Annotated in this window: 21 protein-coding genes and 1 riboswitch; of the genes, 13 read left to right on the top strand and 8 right to left on the bottom strand. The window is 67.9% G+C overall.

Annotated elements, in window-relative coordinates; translation table 11 throughout:
* Positions 1-23 precede the first annotated feature (23 nt).
* A complete protein-coding gene (locus ACAM57_RS13180; RefSeq protein ID WP_369661956.1) occupies positions 24-2879 on the bottom strand; it encodes a DUF349 domain-containing protein in 2856 nt (951 codons plus the stop codon).
* Positions 2880-3102: 223 nt separating this feature from the next.
* Positions 3103-6927 (bottom strand): DUF748 domain-containing protein, encoded by a 3825-nt coding sequence (locus ACAM57_RS13175; RefSeq protein WP_369661955.1) that lies wholly within the window; start codon positions 6925-6927, stop codon positions 3103-3105.
* 669 nt (positions 6928-7596) lie between these two features.
* On the opposite strand from ACAM57_RS13175, the gene ACAM57_RS13170 reads away from it, so the two are divergent.
* From ACAM57_RS13170 to nrdR, 3 genes are all read left to right on the top strand, one after another.
* Positions 7597-8433 (top strand): lytic transglycosylase domain-containing protein, encoded by an 837-nt coding sequence (locus tag ACAM57_RS13170; protein ID WP_126023851.1) that lies wholly within the window; start codon positions 7597-7599, stop codon positions 8431-8433.
* Positions 8434-8474: 41 nt separating this feature from the next.
* Positions 8475-8598: riboswitch (ZMP/ZTP riboswitch) on the top strand.
* 41 nt (positions 8599-8639) lie between these two features.
* Entirely contained in the window at positions 8640-9884 is a 1245-nt protein-coding gene (gene glyA, locus ACAM57_RS13165) for a serine hydroxymethyltransferase (RefSeq protein ID WP_126023850.1), read from the top strand.
* Positions 9885-9926: 42 nt separating this feature from the next.
* Positions 9927-10370 (top strand): transcriptional regulator NrdR, encoded by a 444-nt coding sequence (nrdR, locus tag ACAM57_RS13160; protein ID WP_007836918.1) that lies wholly within the window; start codon positions 9927-9929, stop codon positions 10368-10370.
* A gap of 30 nt (positions 10371-10400) precedes the next feature.
* On the opposite strand, the gene ACAM57_RS13155 is transcribed toward nrdR, so the two are convergent.
* From ACAM57_RS13155 to ACAM57_RS13130, 6 genes are read right to left on the bottom strand one after another with little or no spacing between them, the layout of a single operon-like run.
* Entirely contained in the window at positions 10401-10862 is a 462-nt protein-coding gene (locus ACAM57_RS13155) for a type IV pilin protein (RefSeq protein ID WP_184637325.1), read from the bottom strand.
* Positions 10863-10872: 10 nt separating this feature from the next.
* Positions 10873-14019 carry a pilus assembly protein gene (locus tag ACAM57_RS13150; protein ID WP_369661954.1) on the bottom strand — a complete coding sequence of 1049 codons (3147 nt, stop codon included), beginning with the start codon at positions 14017-14019 and terminating at the stop codon, positions 10873-10875.
* A gap of 20 nt (positions 14020-14039) precedes the next feature.
* Positions 14040-14738, bottom strand: a complete 699-nt coding sequence (locus ACAM57_RS13145) for a PilX N-terminal domain-containing pilus assembly protein (protein ID WP_369661953.1) — start codon at positions 14736-14738, stop codon at positions 14040-14042.
* A gap of 2 nt (positions 14739-14740) precedes the next feature.
* On the bottom strand, positions 14741-15547 hold the full coding sequence (locus ACAM57_RS13140; RefSeq protein WP_369661952.1) for a PilW family protein: 807 nt from the start codon (positions 15545-15547) through the stop codon (positions 14741-14743).
* Complete coding sequence (gene pilV, locus ACAM57_RS13135; protein ID WP_369661951.1) at positions 15544-16086, bottom strand: type IV pilus modification protein PilV; 543 nt, start codon at positions 16084-16086, stop codon at positions 15544-15546. The genes ACAM57_RS13140 and pilV overlap by 4 nt, the downstream gene beginning before the upstream one ends.
* Positions 16083-16586, bottom strand: coding sequence for a GspH/FimT family pseudopilin (locus ACAM57_RS13130; RefSeq protein WP_369661950.1), 504 nt, complete (start codon positions 16584-16586; stop codon positions 16083-16085). The genes pilV and ACAM57_RS13130 overlap by 4 nt, the downstream gene beginning before the upstream one ends.
* A 58-nt stretch (positions 16587-16644) precedes the next feature.
* Between ACAM57_RS13130 and ACAM57_RS13125 the strand changes: the two genes are divergently transcribed.
* Genes ACAM57_RS13125 through ACAM57_RS13080 form a run of 10 tightly spaced genes read left to right on the top strand, consistent with a single transcriptional unit; the run spans position 16645 to position 23669 of the window.
* A complete protein-coding gene (locus ACAM57_RS13125) occupies positions 16645-16797 on the top strand; it encodes a hypothetical protein (RefSeq protein ID WP_369661949.1) in 153 nt (50 codons plus the stop codon).
* A gap of 20 nt (positions 16798-16817) precedes the next feature.
* A complete protein-coding gene (gene ribD, locus ACAM57_RS13120) occupies positions 16818-17915 on the top strand; it encodes a bifunctional diaminohydroxyphosphoribosylaminopyrimidine deaminase/5-amino-6-(5-phosphoribosylamino)uracil reductase RibD (protein WP_369661948.1) in 1098 nt (365 codons plus the stop codon).
* Positions 17916-17959: 44 nt separating this feature from the next.
* Positions 17960-18616: a riboflavin synthase gene (locus ACAM57_RS13115; protein WP_369661947.1), complete on the top strand. Its 657-nt coding sequence runs from the start codon at positions 17960-17962 to the stop codon at positions 18614-18616.
* Positions 18613-19770 carry a bifunctional 3,4-dihydroxy-2-butanone-4-phosphate synthase/GTP cyclohydrolase II gene (gene ribBA, locus ACAM57_RS13110; RefSeq protein WP_369661946.1) on the top strand — a complete coding sequence of 386 codons (1158 nt, stop codon included), beginning with the start codon at positions 18613-18615 and terminating at the stop codon, positions 19768-19770. The genes ACAM57_RS13115 and ribBA overlap by 4 nt, the downstream gene beginning before the upstream one ends.
* 4 nt (positions 19771-19774) lie before the next feature.
* Complete coding sequence (gene ribH, locus ACAM57_RS13105; RefSeq protein ID WP_126023840.1) at positions 19775-20242, top strand: 6,7-dimethyl-8-ribityllumazine synthase; 468 nt, start codon at positions 19775-19777, stop codon at positions 20240-20242.
* A complete protein-coding gene (gene nusB, locus ACAM57_RS13100; RefSeq protein WP_369661945.1) occupies positions 20239-20793 on the top strand; it encodes a transcription antitermination factor NusB in 555 nt (184 codons plus the stop codon). Before ribH ends, nusB begins: the two co-directional genes overlap by 4 nt.
* A 52-nt stretch (positions 20794-20845) precedes the next feature.
* On the top strand, positions 20846-22042 hold the full coding sequence (locus ACAM57_RS13095) for a pyridoxal phosphate-dependent aminotransferase (protein ID WP_369661944.1): 1197 nt from the start codon (positions 20846-20848) through the stop codon (positions 22040-22042).
* Positions 22039-22497 (top strand): YbgC/FadM family acyl-CoA thioesterase, encoded by a 459-nt coding sequence (locus ACAM57_RS13090; protein ID WP_126023838.1) that lies wholly within the window; start codon positions 22039-22041, stop codon positions 22495-22497. Before ACAM57_RS13095 ends, ACAM57_RS13090 begins: the two co-directional genes overlap by 4 nt.
* The gene (gene tolQ, locus ACAM57_RS13085; protein WP_126023837.1) at positions 22494-23216 is read left to right on the top strand and encodes a protein TolQ; all 723 of its coding nucleotides are present in this window, start codon (positions 22494-22496) and stop codon (positions 23214-23216) included. The genes ACAM57_RS13090 and tolQ overlap by 4 nt, the downstream gene beginning before the upstream one ends.
* 15 nt (positions 23217-23231) lie before the next feature.
* Positions 23232-23669, top strand: a complete 438-nt coding sequence (locus ACAM57_RS13080; protein ID WP_369661943.1) for an ExbD/TolR family protein — start codon at positions 23232-23234, stop codon at positions 23667-23669.
* The last annotated feature ends 3 nt before the right edge of the window (positions 23670-23672 follow it).

Here is a 23672-nt window from a genome sequence, read left to right as displayed (position 1 = left end):
GTGGCCGGAAGGCCGCTTGCTCCCTACTTGCGCAGCAGCGCCTTCAGCGCGTTCTGCAGGCGCCGTGCGCTGGCGGCGTCGTGCGCCGCGGCGAGCACCTTGCCGGCATCCTGGCCCCAGGTCTGGGCTGGCGCCGGGTCGCCGCGCTTCGTCAGCAGCTTGAGCTGCAGGGCACGGCGCGCTTCGAGTTGCTCGGCGGGCGTCGGCACTTCGGCGGCCATTTCGAGGCGCAGCAGCGCTTCGGCGGCATCGTTCGCGGCAGCCGAGGGCGCGGAGCCGATGGCTTGCGACCAGCCGCTGCGCACTGCCGGCGTAACCGCGCGGCCCAGCTCCTGGATGCTCGGCAGACGGCTGGCGTCGCGCTGCTCCCAGGCGCCCAGCACCTGCGTCAGGGCTTCGCCGTGCGCCTGCGCGGCAAGCTTGCGCAGCGCCATGTCGGCGCGCTCGAGTGCCTCGCGTTGCGCGCGGAAGGCTGCATCGCCCAGGCGCGGTCCGCGATCTTCGCGCGGCGGGCGGTCGCCGAAACGGCCGCCGGGCGCGCCACGGTCGCCACCACGAGGGGCTCCACGGTCACCGCGATCGCCACGATCACCACCAGGACGCCCCGGCCCCCCGGCACCGGGGCGGCCGCCGTCGCGACGGTCGCCGAAGCGGCCGCCGGCACCGCCGCGCGCGGCAGGTGCCGGCTCGGCCTTCTTGCTGCTCGGGCGGTCGTCGCCGCGCATCGCCACGACGGGCTTGGGCGCGGCCTTCGGCGCTGCGGCCGGCGCTTCGACGGCTGCGGCTTCGCCGGCGTCGTGCGCCGCGCCATCGGTGCGGGCCGACGCGTCGGCGCCGTCGGCGGGTGCAACGAGGTCAGCCGAAGCCGCAGGCGCTGCGGCCTCGGCGGGCGTGCCGGGCGATGCTTCCGCGTCGCTCGGGCTCGGCGCCTGTTCGGCGCTTTCGCTGAATTCGGCGGCCGCCTGCCCCGGCGCCACGACTTCGGTCGCGCCGACCGACGGACCGTCGGCCTTCGGCGCGGGCGGCGGCGCCTCGCCACGCAGCGCGCCTTCGAGGCGAGCGATGGCGGCGCGGATCTTCTGCGCATCGCCGCCGGCATTGGCCGCGTCGAGCGCCTTGGACGCCTCCAGCACGTTGCGGTCGTGCTCGTTCATCGCAGCCGAGGCCTTTTCACGCTCGGCGGTCTTGCGGTTGAAGGCTTCGTCGATGGGAGCACGGAAGGCGTCCCACAGCTTCTGCTCCTGGCGGCGGTCGAGCGGCACGGTCTGCGCCTCGGCCTGCCAGCGCTGCTGCAGCGCCTTGACGGCGTCGATGCGCAGCACCGGCTGCGCGCCGAGTTCGGTCGCCTCGGCGATCATGGCCTGGCGGCGTTCGATGCTGGCCTTCTGCGCGGTCTCGAACGGCGCGCGGGCGGCGCCGAAGGCTTCGTTCCACAGCGGCTGGAGCTCGGCGAACACCTTCTCGCCCACGTGGCCGGCATCGCGCCAGCGGTCGGCGAACTGGTGCAGCGCGCGGTTGTGTGCCTTCAGGTCGGTAGCGCCGGCGTGCTGGGCCGCCCAGGCCTTGACCTCCTCGATCAGCGCGACGCGCAGCGCGCGGTGCTCGGCCGCGTCGGCGCGAACCTTCTCGAGCCAGGCCTCGACCACCTTGTGGGCTTCGTTGCAGGCTTCGTCGAAGCGCTTCCACAGCGCGTGGTTCGGCACCCCGCCCTGGTCGGCCTGCTTCCACTGGTCGCGCAGCGAGCGCAGCGTTTCCTGCATCTTGCGGCCGCCGAGGGCCTGGCCTTCAGGGCGCTTGAGCAGGCCCTCGGCCTTGGCGACCAGATCTTCGCGCACCTTGTCGGCGCTCCAGCGCTGCCAGCCTTCGAGTTCGCCGGCGGCGACCAGCGCGGCATGCACGCGGGCTTCGAGCGGTGCGTCGACCAGCTTGCCATGCTCCTTGAGCACGGCGCGCAGCGCGGCGGCCGCGCCGGCGCTGGCCTTGCCGTGGCCTTCGGCAGTTTCCTGCTCGAGCTTGGCGAGCGCGGCCTGCACGGCTTCCTGGGCGGCGGCGCGCACGGCCGGGTCGACCTTGGGCGCAGCCGGGCGAGCGGGAGCAGCGGGCTTGGGCGCCACGACTTCACCGCGCGCGGCGCGCAGCTCGTCGGCCCACACGGGCACAGGCGGCAGCGGCGCGGCGGCATCCGCGGCGGCGGCAACGGCCTGGGCCAGCGCGCTGTGGAAGGCGTCGGACACCACCAGCAGTTGCGACCTGGACGATTCGAGCTGCGGCGCGAACTTGGCGTCGAGGCTGTTCCAGTTGGCATCGGCCACGATCTCGGCGGCCTGCTGCTGCCAGTGCGTGACATCGGCGCGCAGCGATTCCTCGGCGACCTGGGCGTCCTGCCAGCCCTTGGTGGACAGCACCTCGAAGCGCTGCGCCAGCAGCACGGCAGCTTCGCGATGCACCTGTGCACGGTGCTGCAGGTCTTCGATGCCCTTGACGCGCTCCGACAGCTTGAGCTTCAGGCCGGCCAGCGGCTCGCGCGACAGCGGAGCCCCGGCCTTGGCGGCATCGCGCTGCCAGGCGAGCGCGTCGGCGATGTTGAGCTTGGACTGGGCGAGCAGCGCTTGCGCCTTCTGGGCCCATTCGGCGGCGATCGCCTCCTGGCCCTTGGCGCGCTTGAGCTCGTCGAGCTTTTCGCGCAGCAGGCGCGCGGCGCCCTTGTCACGCCCGCTCAGCTCCTTGAAGACTTCCTGCATCTGCTCGGGCGCGGGGTTGCCCGCGAGCCAGTCGCGGATGCGCGCGGCGCGCTCGCCGGAGGTCGGCGCGGTGAAGGCGCCGCCGGTCAGCGTGTCGAGGGCCTGAATGTCGTGTGGCTTGGAAGGAGTAGAGGTCACTGCGCGAAATCGTTGTCTTGGTAGAGAAAGCGAAGGCGCCGGCAAAGGCCGGCGCACATCGACATTTTCACCCACTTGCGGCCGGCCACTGAACTCCGTCGTGAAACGGAGGTGCTCGGCGGGGTCGTGGGCGGGGAAGCTGGCGGACTACATATATAGCAAGCCTTGGGAAAAAACCAAGTCGGCGCGACGGATCGGGCCGCCGCGCCGTGCCTGTTCAGCCCTACTTCATGGTCAGGCTGAGCTCGGCGCCCGGCTTCCAGTCGCTGCCGCTGGCGCTCGTGCGCACCGCGCCCAGGAAGAGCCGCTCGCTCGGCAGCTTCTTCGCAAGCAGGTAGTCGCGCACCGCCGCGCCGCGCTCCACGGCGAGCTGGCGCATCGACTCCTCGTCGACGGGCACGCTGGCGAACAGCAGCTTTTCCATGTCCTGCAGCGGCAGGTCCTTCGCCAGGCCGACGATGTTGCGCGGCTTCGTGATGTCGGCGCGCTTGTACACGGCGGTCAGCAGCTCGGGGTATTCGGCGTCGGTGACGGGCGGCACGTCGGTGCCGGTCTGGCCGCCGCGCACCGCGACGCGGCGCTTCTCCGCATAGGCAAGCTGGCGCACCCGCTGGCGCTGGTAGGCATCGCGCTCCTTCTCGAGGCTGGAGGTGCCCACCACCGTCATCTGCAGCGTGGGCCGGTCGGTCAGCGCCTTGGCGACCTTGTCCAGGCTTTCCCTAGCGGATGCGCTCAATTCGGAACTGCCGGGTTCGAAGGTGATGGCGCTCGATTCGCCGCTGCCGCCGCCCAGGCCGCCCGTGAGCAGGCTGAACGGCGCCGTCACGGCCTTCACGACCAGGTTGACCACGGCCTTCCAGATCAGCGGGCCGACGCTGAACTGCGGGTCATTGAGCGAGCCGCTGAGCGGCAGGTCGACGTCGATCACGCCGTTGCGGTCGGCCAGCAGCGCCACGGCGAGCTTCACCGGCAGGCTGTTGGTGGACCCCGCAACCTCGTCGCCGAACTGCAGCTGGTTGAGCACCAGCTTGTTGGTGGCGGTGAGCTGGCCATCGGGCGCGACCTTGTAGTTGACGTCCATGCTCATCTTGCCGCGCTCGATGCCGTGGCCGGCGTAGCGCACCGAGTACGGCGACAGCGGCGCCAGGTCGAGGTCGCGCATCCTGGCGGTGATGTCGAGTTCGAGCGGCTTGGCCAGCGGGTTGAGCTTGCCGGTGATTTCCAGCGCCGCGGTCTGCTGCGCCTTGCCGCGCAGCTCGAGGTCGGCGAGCGCGGGCCGGCCGCTCTCGCCCTTGGGCGGGTTCGACGAGAACGAGCTGAGCTTGCCGGTCAGCTCGCTCAGGTCGGCCGAGTAGTTGGGCTTGACGAAGAGGTCGGTGAAGTCGATCTTGCCGTTGACCAGGCTCATCGGGCCGAAGTTGATGACCGGCGCCGGCCCCGAATCGGCTGGGGCCGCCGGCGCGGCAGCGGTTGCCGCCGCCGGCTTGGCGGGTTCGGGAGCCGCGCCGACCATTTCCTCGGCCGACATCGGCCTGCCGCCGGCGGCCTTCGGCGCCGAGGCCTTGGCTGCCGTGGTGGTGGTCGTGCCGCCCGGGCCCTTGCGGGTGCTGGCCTCGCCAGCTGCCGCGGCGGCAGCGGCCGCTTCGGCCTCGCCCTTCTTGGTCAGGCTCAGCAGGTTCAGCCGGCCGGTGGGGTCGACGATCACGCGGGCAAAGAAGTCGGTCAGCGTGGTTTCGCGCACGTCCACGTTCGGCGGCGCGCTGGGCGCGAGGCTGACCTGCAGGCCGCGCAGGCTCAGCGTCTTCCAGCTCAGCAGCTGGTTGTTGTTGCGGTCGAAGCCGGGCGACTGGGTCAGCGAGACGCTGTTGGCGCGGAAGTCGTCCAGCGCGGTGTCGCCGGCCAGCTTGACGCTCATGCCCGCCGGCGACGTCGCGTAGCGCACCGTGCCGCGATAGCTCGCGAAGGCGCGGCGGATGTCGACATTGAGGGAATCGGCGTAATAGGCCTTGAAGGCGTGCGCGGGGAAGGACGCGATCTCCACCCTGCCCTCGGCCGCCAGCGGCTTGAGCACGATGTTGCCCTTGTAGTCGAAGCGGCCGGGGTCGGAACGCCCGGAGCCGATGCGGCCCGAAACCTCCAGCGGCGAAGTCGTATTGGTTTCGGGCGCGAGCTTCTGGGCGTGCAGCTTGAAGGCCGTGACCTCGACCGTCACCGGCGTTGCGCCTGCCTTGTCTGAATAAGAGAGCGCGCCGTTGTCGACCGCCAGCGTGCCGACGGTCAGCGCCCAGGGCTTGGTGTTGGCACCGGCCTGCGGCGTTTCGGCGGCCGCGGGCTTGGGTGCGGCGACCTTGGCTTCGGCCTCCTTCGTGCTGCCGCCGGCGGGCGTCTTGAGCCAGCGCTCGAACATCCAGCGCTTCTCGCTGTCGCGCTCCACGCGGATCTTGGGATTGGTCGCGGTGAACGAAGCCACGTTCAGCGTGTGCTTCGTCATGTCGGCCTCGGCGTCGACCAGCTCGAAGCGCCCGACACTGGCCAGCGCGGTCTTGCCCTGGGTCAGCGCCAGGCCGTCGGCAGCAACGCGGCGCGCCTTGAACTTCAGGTCGGGCTGGGCCCAGGCGATGTCGATCTGGCCGCTGAGCTTGCCGTCGAGCGTGGGCTCGAGGCTCTGCGCCAGATAGGGGGCGGCCAGCGACAGCGGCAGCGCGTCGACCTCGGTCTGCACGTCGGCCACCTTGTCGGTGGCGCTGCCCTTGAACTTGAGCGAGGCGCCGGCGACGGCAGTGCTGCCGCTGAATTCGGCCGGCTTCTCCATCGGCCAGGTGACGCCCGCGACGTCGATGCCGAGGTCGGTCAGGTCGACGGCTGCGGCGGGGTTGACGGTTTCGTCGCGCCAGCCGATGCGGCCGCCGTTCAGGGCCACCTTGTCCACATGCACCTTCAGCGCCGGCTTCGGCGCGGGCTTGCCTGCCGCCGGCGCGCTAGCCGCCGCGGCGGGCGGCGGGGCGACCTTCTCCGCCGCACCGGTCGCCGGGTCGGTCGCGAGCAGGTTGAGCCTGCCGGCCGCGTCGCGGGCCACGGCGAGCTGAGGGTTGGCCAGGGCCACCTCGCTCAGATGAAACACCGACTCCAGCGGACGCACGTCGGCCAGCCCCAGCTTGAGCGACTCGAAGGCCAGCAGGTCGCGCCCGCGCGCGTCGGCGACCTTGGTGGTGTGGGCCTCGACCGTGCCGGTGATCTTCAGCCCGGTAGTGGCGGCCTGCTCGAAGCCGATCTTCAGGTCGGCGTCCAGGCTGCCCGCCTGCAGCTTCACCGGCAGGCCGCCCGGGATGTAGCCGAGGTACGGCACCAGGTCGAGCCCCTTGAACTGCACGTGGGCGTCGGTCTTGCGGCTGTCGGCGAAGGGCGTGGTGAAGGCGGCCGAGTCGAACTTGCTGCCGTTGAGCGCGAAGGCGAGCTTGGGCTCGGTGTTGATGTCGCGCTTGGAGTCGAGGTTGCTCAGGAAAGGCACCTTGAGCACGAAGTCGCGCAGCTCGTGCTTGCGCTTGACGGTCTGGTCGTCGAAGTCGACCGAGCCGCCATTGATCGCGATGTTGTAAATGGCGAAGCGCGCGGGCTTGGCGTTCGGGTCGGGCGGCGGGCCGGCCGCGAGCCTGGCCAGGATGTCGTCGATGTCGTATTTGCCGTCGGCCAGGTGGGTGAGCAGGATGGCCGGGCCGTCGATGGTGACGGCGTCGATCACCGGCGCGAGGCGGAAGATCGACTGCAGCTCGGCGTCGGCATAGATGCGGTTGACCGCCACCTGCGGCTTGCTGCCATCGGCGGTGGCGATGCGCAGGTCGTCCAGCGTGAGTTCGAGGGTCCAGGGCTTGAAGTCGATCTTGCCGACGGTGACCTGGCGGCCGAGCTTCTCGCTCGCGATCTTCTGGAGCTGGCTCTTCGCGATCGGCGGCACTGCCAGCCAGGCGATGACCCAGATGGCCAGCAACGCAAGCAACGCGACGATCCCACGCCGCACCCATTTGTTCTGTTTGATCGAAGCTACGTCCATCGCTGGAGTGTGCCGCAAACATGCGCCGACGCTAGGTACGCAGAAAGGACGCAGGCCTCGTCGCGGAAGAATTACCGAAGAAAGGTCTTCATCGGGTCTCCCAGATGAAGAAAGCCCGGTGAGTCGACGGAATGTCTAGTCACCGGCTTGATGGCGGGCCCAAAACCCATGCCATCGATTCGCGCGACGGGAAGTCAATGGTTCCCGCCGTGCTGGCAGCAAGAGATTGCCACCGTGGCTCCTCGACCGCCGAACCCTCGGACTTGCACCTCGGGTTTCCCGGGCCTCGGAAGAACGCCTGAAAAGCCAGGCCCGTCCAGATTAGGCGTCGCTCCCTCCGATTGCAAACGTGTTTTACAAAGGGATTTCCCCTAAGCCGAAACGCCTCGGTGAGAGCCATTTTTTAAACAACTATTAGCATAAGAAAACAAATACTTATACTTGACCGGGTATTTAGCCACGCTAGAATCCGCGCTGCCCTGACTGCCCGACGCAGAGGGGCCACCTGAATCCGCTGCCGAATTCCCCCGGCTTGATCAGGCCGCCGCGCTCCCAACCAACCCCACACTCCTTGCGCGGAGCCTGATTCGTACCAATCCAAGCGCCGCTGCCTTCATCCCTCGCCTTCGATGGCGTTGCGAATCGGGTGCCGCACAGAAAGGAAGAGCGATGAACAAGGCGTTTGATGTCACGGCCCGCGGGCTACGGACTTTCCTGTCCGACGTGGCAGACGGCTTTTTTGAAATCACCCACAACGGGTTTGCACTGGTCGGTCTGGCCATCGTGTTCGCGGCCCTCGCCCTGGTGGCGCGGCCCGACCTGCGCAAGACCGGCGAAGAGGAGCTGATGGGCTGGCTGCAGTCGCGCAAGCCCGCGCCCGAAGCCACCGACCTCGAGCCGACCGCCATCGAGCGCACCACGGCCGCGAGCCCCGCCGACCTGCCCAAGCAGCAGGCGGCCGTGGCCTACTGGCTGAGCAAGAAGTACCGCGTGGCCGCCGAGCCGCTGAGCGTGCTGGTGGCCGAGGCCTACGGCATCGGCAAGCGCACGAAGATCGACCCGACCCTGATCCTCGCGATCATGGCCGTCGAATCCAGCTTCAATCCCTTCGCCCAGAGCCAGGTCGGCGCCCAGGGCCTGATGCAGGTCATGACCCGCGTGCACGGCGACAAGTACGAAAGCGCGGGCGGCACGCTCACCGCGTTCGACCCGGTCACCAACATGCGCGTCGGTGTGAAGGTGCTGCAGGAATGCATCGCCCGCGCCGGCTCCCTCGAAGGCGGCCTGCGCTACTACGTGGGCGCGGCCAACCTCGAGGACGACGGCGGCTACGCCGCCAAGGTGATGGCCGAGCACGAGCGCCTGCTGCAGGTCGCCAACGGCCGCGCGCCGTCGACGATCACGCCGACCGTGCGTCCGCAGCCGATCCCGGTGGCGGCGCCTCCCGCCAAGCGCGAGGAAGGCAGCGAGCCGGCGAAGGTGGCCCTGCTCTCCTCCGTTTCCTGAAGGAGTTTTCGCCGCGCGGGTACAGCCTCCTGAGCTACACTCGCCCGGTACGCGACTGGCGATAGGCGCAGCACTCTGCAAGGTGCCCCGCGCTGACGTGGAATACCACTGGGAAGCGTACCGCCTGGTCACACAGGCGTTCAGCCGTTCGCCTGGGCAGCCCTTGTTTGGTTGAAGAACAAGGACCTCGTCTTCAAAGGACTGCCATGTACCAACGCAATATCCTGGTCGAACAGACCGACCCCGAAATCTGGGCCGCGATTCAAGCCGAGAACGCACGCCAGGAACACCACATCGAGCTGATCGCCAGCGAGAACTACGCCTCCCCGGCCGTCATGGCCGCACAGGGCTCGCAGCTCACCAATAAATACGCCGAGGGTTACCCGGGCAAGCGCTACTACGGCGGCTGCGAGCACGTCGACGTGGCCGAGCAGCTGGCCATCGACCGCGTCAAGCAGATCTTCGGCGCCGACGCCGCCAACGTGCAGCCGCACTGCGGCGCCTCGGCCAACGAAGCCGTGATGCTCGCCTTCCTGAAGCCCGGCGACACCATCATGGGCATGAGCCTGGCCGAAGGCGGCCACCTGACCCACGGCATGCCGCTGAACATGAGCGGCAAGTGGTTCAACGTCGTGAGCTACGGCCTGAACGACAAGGAAGAGATCGACTACGACGCGATGGAGCGCAAGGCGCATGAGCACATGCCCAAGCTGATCATCGCGGGCGCCTCGGCCTACTCGCTGCGCATCGATTTCGAGCGCTTCGCCAAGGTGGCCAAGGACGTCGGCGCGATCTTCATGGTCGACATCGCCCACTACGCCGGCCTCGTGGCTGCGGGCGTGTACCCCAACCCGGTGCCGCACGCCGACATCGTCACCTCCACCACCCACAAGAGCCTGCGCGGCCCGCGCGGCGGCATCATCCTGATGAAGTCGCAGCACGAGAAGGCCATCAACAGCGCGATCTTCCCGGGCCTCCAAGGCGGCCCGCTGATGCACGTGATCGCCGCCAAGGCCGTCGCGTTCAAGGAAGCCATGTCGCCCGAGTTCAAGGCCTACCAGCAGCAGGTGGTCAAGAACGCCCAGATCGTGGCCGAGACCCTCACCCAGCGCGGCCTGCGCATCGTGAGCGGACGCACCGAAAGCCACGTGATGCTGGTCGACCTGCGCGCCAAGGGCATCACCGGCAAGGAAGCCGAAGCCGTGCTGGGCAGCGCCCACATGACGATCAACAAGAACGCGATCCCCAACGACCCCGAAAAGCCGATGGTCACCAGCGGTGTGCGCATCGGCACCCCCGCCATGACCACCCGCGGCTTCAAGGACGAAGAGGCCCGCATCACTGCCAACCTGGTTGCCGACGTGCTCGAGAACCCGCGCGACGCGGCGAACATCGAAGCCGTGCGCGCCAAGGTTCACGCCCTGACCAGCCGGTTCCCGGTCTACCGCTGATCTGTTGTCGGCCCGTAGAAAGAAGAAAGAAGTCCTGGCCGCATGAAATGCCCGTTTTGCGGCCATCTTGAAACGCAGGTCGTCGAGACCCGCGTTTCGGAAGACGCCGACTTCGTCCGCAGGCGCCGCCAGTGCAGCGCCTGCGACAAGCGCTTCACCACCTACGAGCGGCCCGACGTCAACTTTCCCGTGGTCGTGAAGAAGGACGGCAGCCGCGCCGACTTCGACTCGACCAAGGTGCGCGCCTCCATGATGCTGGCGCTGCGCAAGCGCCCCGTGAGCATCGAGCAGATCGACAACGCGCTGCTGCGCATCGAGCAGAAGCTGCTGGCCAGCGGCCTGCGAGAGATCGACTCGACCAAGGTCGGCGAACTCGTCATGCGCGAACTCAAGAAGCTCGACAAGGTCGCCTACGTTCGCTTCGCCTCGGTGTACCGCAGCTTCGAGGACGTGGACGAGTTCCGGCAGCTGCTGCGCGACATCTGATCGACGCTGCCGCCCTTCCCCGGCCGGCCCTCAGCGGGTCCAACATAGCTGAACCAGCGAATCCGCGACGCTCGTGCGTCCTCCGGCCAGCTTGACTCCTTGATGGTTCACCGTGAGCGTGCCGCACTCGTCTGCGGCTGAAGCGCCCTGAGGTACGGCCTTCAGGGTGTAGCTGCTCTCGCTCCTGTCGACATAGCCGATGTCGTAGCTGGCCGAGCCGGACGACGGCGACTGCTTCAGCCCGGCCGGCAACGCAACGCTGGTGGGCGGATATCTGCCGTTGGCTGTCAGGTAGCGCTCGTTCCATTGCGCCGCCTGCAGCAGTTGCTGCTTCGCATCTGCACGCTTGGCCCGCAGCACATAACGCGTATAGCTGGGATATGCGATGGCGGCGAGGATACCGATCACCGCCGTCACGATCATGAGTTCGATCAACGTGAAGCCGCGCGAACGAGTTCGCCGGCCGGCTTGTGCTCCGGGATGGTTGTCCATGGTTTCCGTTTCAGTTGCTCGAGATCAGGCTGCGCCAGCCGAAGCGGCGTACGTTGTCCGGCCGCGTGACTGACTTGCAGTCGCCCGCGGCATTGCAGATCACGTCGGCGCCCTTCTGCCGGTTCTGGGGTTGCAGGACGAGGTCGCCTCGGCCGGAGCGGTTTCGGAACCCCGCGTAGGCGCCCACCGCGCCGGCCGTGGTGTACGAAATGCCCGCCGGCGCGGAGCCGCTGAAGAAGTCGATCAGCAGCGACCACCCGTCGTCGCCCGTTCCCGCCGTGCAGTCGACAGAGTTGCTGCTCGATCCAGGAATGGTTGTCGAGAACAGGCCGATGCCGCTGCCCAAGGCTTGGCCGGGATAGACGACGCGCTCGCCCGCCGTCGGCAGCTTCAGATACCAGCCGCGCCGGGCCTGCGAACCGCCGAAGCTCACGCCGTTGCGGGAGACGGTGCGCAATTCGGTATCGCCTTCGTGGACGGGGGTATCCCCGATGGTCTGCGCCACCAGGTCGGTGGAGGCCGCGGTGCCGGAGCTCCCGTTGGCCGGGTCACGAATGCCGTAAAGGTATTGGTCCGCAGTGGAGCTCTCGTCGCCCGAGGCGAACAGCCGTCCGGTGCCGAACACCACCATGTAGCCTCCTCGGGGATGCCCGACCACGAGGGGCGCTGCCGTGATCGGCTGGCTGGCGCCTGCCGCGAACAACGGCTTGTCGTCGAGGCCGGAGGCAGACTCCGAACCGGCCGCGCGGCGCTTGTCGAAGGGCCCGATGGTGGCCGTCCACCGGCGGCTGTCGGTGCTGCTGAGGTCGAACTTCCAGAGATTGCCGAGCAGGTCGCCGGCGTAGACGAGATCGACCTTGCCGTCGCCGTCATGGTCGACCGGACGTGGCGCGGACAGCCCGTTGCCCGTGTCTTTCCCCTGCGTGGCCGGGGCGGGAATCTTGAGGATCTCCTTGTCGCCATCGAGATACTGGATCCACAGCACGGCTTTCTCGCTCTTGCTGTTGTAGCCGTTGCCCAGGATCAGGGCCTTTCGGTCGTTGCTCAACTGCGCGACCTGAAGCGCCCGCCCCGAGAAGGAATCGAGCGCGGGCTGCTGGAACTGATGGCCCAGGTCGTCATCCGCAAGCGCGGTCGTGTCGATCAGCGCGATGCTGGCGGCCTTGCGCTCGTCGACGTTCTCGGGCCTGGTGACGTCGAGCACGAAGTAGCCCTTGCCACCCGCGCCCAGCGTGCCCACCAGCAAGGACTTCCAGTTCGCCGCCTTCTGCTCGTCGGTCGTCCTGACCGGGGATTTCTGCCCCATGTAGATGTCGGCGACGAAGGGACTGCCGTCGACGTAGTACCGATGGGTGTAGCCGGCTTCGCTGAGCCGGTTGAGATTCGGCGCCGCCGCCGTGCCGTAGAGGCCTTCGGGCACGTAGGCGAACGCCTCCTTGCCGGTGCTCGCATTGAAGGCATGCAGCATGCCGTCGTTGGCGCCCACATAGACCATCGGCGCGCGGGGGATGGCCGCGAAGGCCGCATAGGCGTCGCCGGTGAAGCCGCTCTTCGGCTGTCCCGCGTACCAGACGCTGGAGCCCACGATGTCGCCAAGCACATGGCCGCGCTTGCGGAACTGGCGGCCGGTGCCCTCGTTGCTGCGATCGCCGCGCAGGAAGTCGAGCACGGCCCTGCCGAAGGCGGTGCTCTCGGCGCCGGTGTCGGTGCTGGCCTTGAGCGCGGCCTTCTGAGCGTCGCTCAAGTCGGCCCACCTGAAAGGCACGCCCGCGCCGGTGGTCGCCGCGCGGCCCGCCGACGCGGCGGTGGTGCCGGAGAAGCTGAGCACGACGCGGTCCCGGTCGTGCGCGCCGGCGCTTGCCATTTGGGTATCGAGGAGGTCGCGCGCCGACCAGTCGGATTTGGCGACCAGCTTGCCGTCGGTGCCGAACTTCTTGGCGCCGAGGTTGCCGGACCAGTCGGCCGTGTCGTAGCCGGCCTGATAGACGGCCGTGTCGGTCGACACCCTCGATGCGCTTGCAGCGATGGAGGTTAGAGGCGTGCTGGTGTCGATCAGTATCCTGCCGAGGATGGATCTGACGGCGTTGCGAAGCGCCTGGGCATTCGACGCTGGAGTGAACGTGCCGCGGCTGTTGAGCGCGGTATGCCAGAGATCCACTCGGTTGTGATAGGGCCATGAGACCGAGCCATCGACCAGCCCGGGGTAGTCCCCGCTGTAAGTGGGCTGCATCGCGGTCGCCGAAATAGACGGTCGCCCACCCCATTCCACCGTATTGAGCCCGATGGTGTAGGTCGTCAGATGCTGCCAGGTAGCCGGATTGTTCTTGGGGTTCCAGTATTCGGGCACGGTCGTCGCGCCGACTCTTACGTCGCCAGCTTCGGCAATAAGCTTCTTCAACTTATTCGGTATGCCCGGCTGCAGATCGGTGGCCCAATAGTGAAAGGCCAAGTCCGCCAGCGTCCCCTGCCAGCCCTCCCCAAAGTTATCCTTGTACGGTGCTCGCGGCTCATAGATCACGGAGTCGGGCAAGAGGCGACGCGTTCCATCTTCGTTCCCGAAGCCCTGCGTTCTGCCGATGCGTCCGAACCCGTCCGTCAAAAGGATATGGAAAGACCTGCGACAGCCAGACTGCGTAGCACCTTTCACTCCCGGGTCGTCCGAGTAAGGGCTGTACTGATCAGTGGTCTTCATGTAGTCGCCGGCACGGATCATCATCCGGTCCGCAGCCCCCGAGCCGGAAAGTTGCAGGCCACTCAGCCAGGCCATGAAGTTGTTGCGGTGCGTGCCGTCCAGCACACGCATCAGGTTCGCGTTGACGCGACCACCTATCCGGCACGGGAATTTGTCATTCAGGAATGCAGCGCAGTTTCGATCCACGTCCCCCTGTTCCAGCGCCTGCCAGGCAAGGCGAATCCGGCCGTTCGGGATGCTGGCCTCGGAAAGCCCCTCCCTGAGCGCGGCCTTCACAGCTCCGATGTCGTCTCCGACGGCCATGCGGCTCGTGTTGTCGACCGACACGATCACATTCGGGACTGGCTCCCCCACCGCCGTGCTGCGAGGCATCTGCGAAAGCGGGTACTGCGCCGCGTAGGCCGCGGTCTGCGCCAGCATCAGGCCGCACACGACGGCGCCCCTCGAAAAAGTCTTGGTCTTCATATCCCTCTTCCTCCCCACTCTCAATTCACCCCGGAGACCGGGTCCGGATCGAAGGACACCTGCAGCTCGACCTTCGTCGCGCCGTCTTTGCCGGTGCTGCGCAGTCCCGTGGCAGTCGCCGTGATGCGATACAGCGGGTATTTGCTGTTCCGTCGGTCGATCACCTCGATCCAGTACCTGGCACCGGCCAGCGCCGGCCTGCTGGCCTTGGGCGCTCCGGTGAACTCGCCGTACCTGGCGGACTTCGCCTTGTAGGCATCTGCGCGCCAGAAGCGGTAGGCCTCGCTGCCGTGGGCGGCAGCGACAGAACCCGCTTCCGAGAAGTAACAGATGCCCCGATCGCAGCTGTTGGGGCCGTCGTTCATGTAGACGGTGACCCAGCCCGTATCCCGGTCGGGAAAGACGCGACCGTCCTCCGCCTTTCGGCAAGGCGCCGTGGCGAGCGCCGAGCACGCCACGTAGGTCTTGCTCGCGGAATCGAAGGCCAGTTGCCGGATGTCGCGCTCCGCATCCAGCAGCGCCGCCTCGGCGGCTTCGAAGGCGCGCTGGTACTCGCGCTGGTTGCCTGCCATCGATTCGAGAAGCACCGCGGTACGCGCCCCGCCGATCAGCAGCAGCGCCGAGAGCAGCAGCATGATCATCACGATGAAGAGCGTGAAGCCATGCTGCGCCGGCAGTTCGCGGGCCAGCCTGCGGGTGCCGATCGTGCTTCGCGCCATGCTCACAGCGCCCCCAGGTCGTTGCGCAGCGAGAACACTGCCGTGTAGACGCGCCGCAGCCTGCCGTCGCTGCTCGTCCTGGCGACCCCGTCGCAGTCGACATGGTTGCCTGCGGGGCTGCTCCTGGAGGTGCCCACGAGCTGCAGGCAGATGCGTACCGTCCGGACGTCGCGAAAGCCCGCGCCGACGTCGTCGGCCTTCACGTAGCCCGCCACCTGCCGGTTTCCGGACGTGCCGCTGACCCCATACATGACGTCGAAGCGCTCCACGCCGTCGATGACCGGCTGCGGCGTCGCATTGCCGCTGCCCTGGCACCTGAGCGTGTAGTTCGACACGGAGAACTCGCTGGTGATGAGCCGCGCATTGCCCCACGCTTCGGGATCGGCCCGGTCGTATTCGCCGCCCGAAGCACGCCCCGGCTCCTGGCCCAGGCAGTCCTTGAAATAGTCGGGGTTCGGCGCGTAGCCCAGCTTCAGCTTGTCGTTGGAGCCGTCCGCGGACTCCACGCCCTTGATCGCGAAGAAGGCGGGCTCGGCGGTCAGGTTGGTGCCCCGGTCGGCGCTGGTGCTGAAGTAGTAGAGCGGCTCGGTGGGATCGATGGGGATATAGCCGGCCTGCCGTATCTGCTGGCCCAGCAGCCTGAAAGCCAGCGCCGAGGACTGGTTGAGCGTGTTGACGTCGTCGCCGGTCATGGCGGTACTGCGCGTGCCGAGCATGGCCGCGATGGCGGCCAGCACGATCAGCATGCCGACGACCAGCGCGACGAGGAACTCGACCAGCGTGAAGCCGGATGGCGTTCGGCGCTTCATGGCTGCGGCACCGCGACGGCGACTTCGAGGCAGGCCTTGCCCGTGGGGCACTTCCAGTCCGGGTCGGGTGCGATCGGGTCGAGCACTGCCGGCTCGTCCCAGGCGACATGCAAGAACAGCATGCCGCCCGCCGTCGCGCTGGCCTTCACGTCGGCCACCCCGCCGGGCAAGGCAGCAGCTACCGCGCGCTTCCAGCCCCAGATATCGTGCGCCGCCAGTTCGGCGGCATTGCATGCAGCCCTGGCTCCCTCGCAGGACGGCTTGGGGCCGCTGGCTGCTGCGGCCGACCAGTCTGTCACGTACTTGCTGGGCGTCGTCGCCGCTGCTGCGGGATTGGCGCGGATGCGATCGGCCATGTCGCCGGCGAGTTGCATCGCGAGGTTCTGGTTGCTCGCGCCGACGCTGTCGACCAGCACGCGAACCTGGAAGCCGGCCAGCGCCAGCAGGCCCAGCGATAGCACGAGCAGCGCGACCAGCGCTTCGATCATCGAGAAGCCCCACTGCACCTGCCCCACCCGGCGAACGCGAAGGCGCTTCATGAGCATGCGCCGTCCGCCTTCACCAGCCGCATGCGCCCTCCGAGCGAAAGGCATACCGCGACGATCTTGGATGAATCCGCGCTGTCGGCCGGACGAAGGCGAAAACGGCCCCCGCCGGTCGAGTAGCCCATGGGGTCGAACGACATAGCGCCAGCCGCGCCCTTCTCGATGGAGACACGGCCGTCGGGGTCCTGGCGCTTGAGGAATTCGGCGGCGTCGCCGCTTCCGACCAGCGTCTCCCAGCCGCAGCTCCAGTCCCGGCCCTGGCACCCCGTGCGCTGCTGCATGGTCACCTTCACCCCTCGGCGAGCCGCCTCGGCGCGGGCGTCGGCGATGCTCGCCATCAGCGCCTTGGCCATGGCTTCGACCCGATACCGTTCGACGAGGCCGTTGAAACTCGGCAGCGCCAATCCCAGCATCACGGCCATCAGTACGATCACGACCATCATCTCGATGAGCGTGAAGCCTCGTTCGGACGCGCAGAATCCGTTGTTGTCCATATCGTGCCGCCCGCCGCCTTGCACCTGCGTGCCGGACGGGCGTTCCTCCCTGATTTCGATGGGCGCGAATTCTATTTATCCGATTGACCGTCGGCCGGCCAATAACGCCAATTGCGCGACAGGCGGTCAGAACAAATGGATTGGCGGCGAATTGTTTTCGATGGATTTCGAAATTGACATTTGCAAGGCAATTGATTTAACAAAAGAATGACAAAAGAAAATCCGAATTTCATGATTCAGGCCCTGGATCTCGCGCGCCAGGCCGGCCCGGAAACCGATCCGAACCCCCGCGTCGGCTGCGTGCTGGTGGCCTCCGACGGCACGGTGATCGGGCAGGGCCATACCCAGCAGGTCGGTGGTCCGCATGCGGAGGTGATGGCGCTGCGCGATGCGGCGGCGCGGGGCAATTCGGTTGCCGGGGCGACGGCCTGGGTCACGCTGGAGCCCTGCTCCCACCACGGCCGCACCGGCCCGTGCTGCGATGCGCTGGTGGCGGCCGGCGTGGGCCGGGTGGTGGCAGCGATGGCCGACCCCAATCCGCTGGTCGCCGGCCAAGGCTTCGAGCGGCTGCGCGCCGCCGGGGTCGAAGTCGAGGTCGGACCCGGCGCCGACGACGCACGGGAGCTCAACCTCGGCTTCTTCAGCCGCATGGTCCGCAAGACGCCGTGGGTGCGGCTCAAGGTCGCGGCCTCGCTCGATGGCAAGACCGGCCTGCGCAACGGCGTGAGCCAGTGGATCACGTCCGAGCCCGCACGCGCCGACGGCCACGCCTGGCGGGCGCGCGCGAGCGCGGTGCTGACCGGCGTGGGCACCGTGATCGAGGACGACCCCAGGCTCGACGTTCGCCTCGTGCAGACTACGCGGCAGCCGCGCGTGGTGGTGGTCGACAGCCAGCTCCAGACCCCCCCGGGCGCGAAGCTCTTCATGCCCGGCCGCCCAGTCTGGATCTACGCGGCGGTGCAGGATGAACGGAAAGCCGCCGCCCTCGAGGCGCGCGGCGCCACGGTCACCTGCCTGCCCAATGCGCAGGGCAAGGTCGACCTGGTGGCGATGCTGAAGGATCTTGCCCGCCGCGAGGTCAATGAATTGCACGTCGAGTCCGGCCACAAGCTCAATGGCTCGCTGCTTCGCGAAGGCCTGGTCGACGAATTGCTGGTCTATCTGGCGCCGAAATTGATCGGCGACGGACTGGATATCGCCTCCGGCATTCACGCCGGCGGCCCGCTGACTGAATTGGCGGGCGCCCTGCCCCTCGAATTCCGAAACTTCGAGCAGATCGGCCCCGACCTGCGCATCGTCGCCAGGATCGCCGGAAGGGATGCCTTCTAGCCCGCCCGCCGCGTAGCCCCTTCGTTCTCTGCGAAAATGCCGGGATGTTCACCGGAATCATCACCGGCGTGGGGCGCATCGCCGCCATCCACGACCTCGGCACCACCTCCTCCCATGGCAAGAGACTCAGCGTCGAGGTGCCCGCGGGCTACCTCGACGACGTCGGTCTCGGCGACAGCATCGCGCTCAATGGCGCCTGCATGACGGTCACCACGCTCGCTCCCGAGCGCCAGCAGTTCACCATCGACATTTCGGCCGAATCCCTCGACAAGACCGCCGGCCTGACCGACGAAGGCAGCCGCATCAACCTCGAGAAGGCCCTGCGCGCGAGCGACCGCCTCGGCGGCCACATCGTCTCGGGCCACGTCGACGGCATCGGCAGCGTCAGCAAGTTCGAGCCGGTCGGCGAAAGCTGGGAGCTGCGCGTGGTCGCACCGCCCGCGCTGGCCCGCTTCCTCGCCTACAAGGGCTCGATCACCGTCAACGGCGTGAGCCTCACGGTCAACAGCGTCACGGACGTCGCCGACGGCGCGGAGATCAGCATCAACCTGATCCCGCACACCGTCGAGAACACCTCCCTCGGCGGCCTGAAGGCCGGCTCGAAGGTCAACCTCGAAATCGACACCGTGGCGCGCTACGTGGAGCGCATGCTCCAGGCGGGCGTGCTCGCACCGACTCCATCCAAGGACATCTCCCAATGAACGCCTCCGTCACGCCGATCGGCGCCGCTACCCGCGCCGCGCGCGCCCCAGCCCCGATCTCGTCAGTCGAGGAGATCGTGGCCGAGCTCGCCGCCGGCCGCATGGTGATCCTGGTCGACGAGGAAGACCGCGAGAACGAAGGCGACATCGTCATCGCGGCCGACCACATCACGCCCGAGGCGATCAACTTCATGGCCCGCCATGCGCGCGGCCTGATCTGCCTGACGCTCTCGCGCGAGATGTGCGAGCGGCTGCAGCTGCCGCCGATGGTCCAGCGCAACGGCGCCAAGCATTCCACCGCCTTCACCGTCTCCATCGAGGCGGCCGAGGGCGTGACCACCGGCATCTCGGCTGCCGACCGCGCGCGTACCGTGCAGGCCGCCGTGGCACCCAACGCCGTGGCCGCCGACCTGGTGCAGCCCGGCCACATCTTCCCGCTGCAGGCTGTGGACGGCGGCGTGCTGATGCGCGCCGGCCATACCGAAGCCGGCTGCGACCTCGCCGCGATGGCCGGCTGCTCGCCCGCCTCGGTGATCTGCGAGGTGATGAACGAGGACGGCACCATGGCCCGCCTGCCCGACCTGCAGGTGTTCGCGGCGGAGCACGGCCTGAAGATCGGCACCATCGCCGCGCTCATCGAGCACCGCAGCCGCGTCGAGTCGCTGGTCGAGAAAGTCGGCTGCCGCGAGATCCAGACCGCCTGGGGCAGCTTCACCGCCCACGCGTTCGTCGACAAGCCCAGCCGCGGCGTGCACCTGGCGCTGGTGCGCGGCAAGTGGGCGCCCGAAGAGACCGTGTCAGTGCGCGTGCACGAGCCGCTGTCGGTGCTCGACGCGCTCGAAATCAATCGCTCGCTGCACTCCTGGAGCCTGGACGCCAGCCTCTCGCACATCGCGAACGAGGACAAGGGCGTGGCCGTGCTGCTGAACTGCGGCGAAACCGCGAGCGAGTTGCTCGCGCAGTTCGACGGCACCGCGCGCCCCGCGCAGGCGCCCGAGCGCGGCCGCATGGACCTGCGCAGCTACGGCATCGGCGCGCAAATCCTGCGCGAATGCGGCGTGCACAAGATGAACCTGCTGGGCACGCCGCGGCGCATGCCCAGCATGGCAGCAGGCTACGGCCTCGAGATCGCCGGCTACCTCACGAAAGACTGAAACCATGCAAGGTGCAAACAAGGGAGCGGAATCGAAGCCGCTGAACGGAAAGGGCCTGCGCATCGGCATCGTGCAGGCGCGCTTCAACGCCGACATCACCGACGCGCTGGCCTCGGCCTGCCTCTCGGAGCTCGAGGCGCTGGGCGTGGCCGCCAGCGACATCCACCATGTGCAGGTGCCGGGGGCACTCGAAGTGCCCGTGGCGCTGCAGGCGCTCGCCGAGCGCGGCGGCTACCACGCGCTGGTGGCGCTGGGCTGCATCATCCGCGGCGAGACCTATCACTTCGAACTCGTGGCCAACGAATCGGGCGCCAGCGTGAGCCGCGTGGCCCTCGACTACCGCCTGCCCATCGCCAACGCGATCCTCACCACCGAAAACCTCGAGCAGGCCGTCGCCCGCCAGACCGACAAGGGCCGCGACGCTGCCCGCGTGGCTGTCGAGATGGCGCAACTGCTGGCCACCCTTTCATGACCGAAGACAGCTCCAAGTCCCTCAAGGCCCTGAAGGCCGCTGGCGAAAAGCCCAAACAGTCGCGCGTGGGCCTCACCAGCACCGGTGCGCGCAAGGCCTCGGCCAAGTCGAACCGTACCCGTGCGCGCGAGTTCGCGCTGCAGGCGCTCTACCAGCACCTGGTGGGCCGCAACGACCCGACCGACATCGACCACTTCACGCGCGACCTCGCCGGCTTCCACAAGGCCGACGCGCTGCACTACGACGCGCTGCTGCACGGTTCCATCGAAGGCGCCGAGCAGCTCGACGCGCTGATCCGCCCGCTGCTGGACCGCAAGTTCGAGGAAATCTCGCCCATCGAGCACGCCGTGATGTGGATCGGCGTCTACGAGTTCCAGAACTGCCCCGACGTGCCCTGGCGCGTGGTGCTCAACGAGTGCATCGAGCTCGCCAAGGAATTCGGCGGCACCGACGGCCACAAGTACGTGAATGCCGTGCTCAACGGCCTGGCGCCACAGCTTCGCCCGCTCGAGGTCGAAGCCGACCGGGCTTCGGGAAAAGCAAGGGCATGAGCGGCAACGCTCGGCCGACCGAGGGCGCATGGCGCCGCAGCCAGGGGGTGCGATGAGAATTTCCACGCGCGCGCAGCGCATCGAGCCCTTCTACGTGATGGAAGTGGCCAAGGCAGCGGGCGTGCTGGCCCGCGAGGTCGCCCACACCGACCGGCCGATGATCTTCCTGAACATCGGCGAGCCCGACTTCACCGCCCCGCCGCTGGTGCAGGAAGCCGCCGCCCGCGCGGTGCGTGCCGGCGCCACGCAGTACACGCAGGCCACCGGCCTCGATCACCTGCGCGAGCGCATCAGCGCCTGGTACCGCCAGCGCTTCAACGTCGACGTGCCGGCGCGCCGCATCGTCGTCACCGCCGGTGCCTCGGCCGCGCTGCAGCTGGCCTGCCTGGCGCTGATCGAGTCGGGCGACGAGATCCTGATGCCCGATCCGAGCTATCCGTGCAACCGCCACTTCGTGAGCGCTGCCGAGGGCAAGGCGGTGCTGATTCCGACCACGGCCGAGGAGCGCTTCCAGCTCACCGCCGCCAAGGTCGAGGCCGCATGGACGGACAAGACACGCGGCGTGCTGCTGGCATCGCCCTCGAACCCGACCGGTACCTCGATTGCGCCCGACGAGCTGCGCCGCATCCATGAAGCGGTGTCGAAGCGTGGCGGCATCACGCTGATCGACGAGATCTACCTGGGCCTGTCCTACGACGATGCCTTCGGGCAGACGGCGCTGGCCATCGACGAGAACGTCATCAGCATCAACAGCTTCAGCAAGTACTTCAACATGACCGGCTGGCGCCTCGGCTGGCTTGTGGTGCCCGAGGCGCTGGTGCCGGTGGTCGAACGGCTGGCGCAGAACCTCTTCATCTGCGCGAGCACGGTGTCGCAGTACGCGGCGCTCGCCTGCTTCGAGGACGAGAGCATCGCCGAGTACGAGCGCCGCCGCGCCGAATTCAAGGCGCGCCGCGACTGGTTCATTCCGCAGCTGAACGCGTTGGGCCTGAACGTGCCCGTGGTGCCCGATGGCGCCTTCTACGCCTGGGCGGACTGCACGTCCTTCGCCGAGAAGCTCGGCATCTCGGGCAGCTGGGACTTCGCCTTCGAGACCATGAAGCGCGCGCACGTGGCCGTCACGCCCGGTCGCGACTTCGGCACCGCCGAGACCGCGAAGTTCGTCCGCTTCTCCACCGCCAGCTCGATGGCGCACCTGCAGGAATCCATCGAGCGCCTGCGGGCGATGGCCGAGAACAAGGACCGATGAGCTACGCGTTCCCGATCCGCGTCTACTGGGAAGACACCGACGCCGGCGGCATCGTGTTCTACGCCAACTACCTGAAGTTCATGGAGCGCGGCCGAACCGAGTGGCTGCGTTCATTGGGCGTGGAGCAGCGCAAGCTGCGCGAGGAAACGGGCGGCCAGTTCGTGGTGAGCGAAACCCGGCTCAAATACCATCGGCCCTCGCGGCTGGACGACGAGCTGCTCGTGACTGCCGATCTCGAACAATTGGGCACGGCGTCGTTGATAATCGGACAACGCGTGCTATCGAAAACAGAGCAAGAGCGAACCGGGGCCCCGGCACCCGTCTTGCTGTGCGAGGGCACGATCCGCATCGGATGGGTGGACGCCGCCACGCTGCGGCCCGCACGCATCCCGAAACAGGTGACGGGAACCCTGGAGCGCTACAGCGGCTCCATGACTCAAACTTTCAAGCCATGAACCAAGACCTTTCCATCATCAATCTCCTGCTCCATGCGAGCTTCGTGGTGCAACTGGTGGTGGCGCTGCTCGTGATCGTCTCGATCGCCAGCTGGGCCGCGATCATCCGCAAGTACTTCGCACTGCGTCGCATGCGCGCTCTCAACGAGGACTTCGAGCGCGAGTTCTGGTCGGGCACCAGCCTCAACGAGCTGTTCGCTTCCGCCGCTCAGAACGCCAAGTTCGCCGGCCCCATGGAACGCATCTTCGCTTCCGGCATGCGCGAGTACCAGAAGCTGCGCGAGCGCCATGTCACCGATGCCGGCACCCTGCTCGACGGTGCCCGCCGCGCGATGCGCGCGAGCTTCCAGCGCGAGCTGGATGCGGCCGAGCAGAACCTCTCATTCCTGGCCACCGTCGGCTCCGTCTCTCCGTACGTCGGCCTGTTCGGTACGGTCTGGGGCATCATGCACGCCTTCACCGGCCTGGCCGCCCTGGCGCAGGTGACGCTGGCCACCGTGGCCCCCGGCATCGCCGAGGCGCTGGTTGCCACGGCCATCGGCCTGTTCGCCGCCATCCCGGCGGTCGTGGGCTACAACCGCTTCGCCCGCGAGATCGACAAGATCGCCATCGCCCTCGAGACCTACATCGAGGAGTTCTCCAACATCCTGCAGCGCAACCTGTCGGCCAACCCGGCTGCCGGCGGCGCGGGCTCCTCGGTGGCTCCGGCCAACCGCTGAACGGAGGCGCAGCGCATGCCCGCCGTTTCATCCCGGGGCCGCGGCCGCCGGACGATCAACGAGATCAACATGGTCCCGTTCATCGACGTGATGCTGGTGCTGCTGATCATCTTCATGGTCACCGCGCCGCTCATCACGCCGAGCGTGATCAACCTGCCCTCGGTCGACCGCGCCAGCAAGCAGCCCGACAAGCCCATCGAGATCGTCATCAAGAGCGAGGACGAAGTGCAGATCAAGAAGGACCCGTCCACCGGCACGGGCGGCACCTCGATTCCCATGACCCAGATCGGCTCGGCCGCGAAACAGGCGCAGAGTGGCGACGACCAGCGCCCGGTGGTCATCAGCGCCGACAAGGCCGTGAAGTACGAGACCGTCGTGAAGGCGATGAACCAGCTCAAGCGCAGCGGCATCGAGCGCGTGGGCCTGTCCGTCACGACCACGGGCGGCAAGTAAGGC

Source organism: Variovorax sp. V15 (genome assembly GCF_041154425.1).
GTDB classification, from domain to species: Bacteria; Pseudomonadota; Gammaproteobacteria; order Burkholderiales; family Burkholderiaceae_C; genus Variovorax; species Variovorax guangxiensis.
This window is presented reverse-complemented; position numbering and strand designations above follow the sequence as displayed.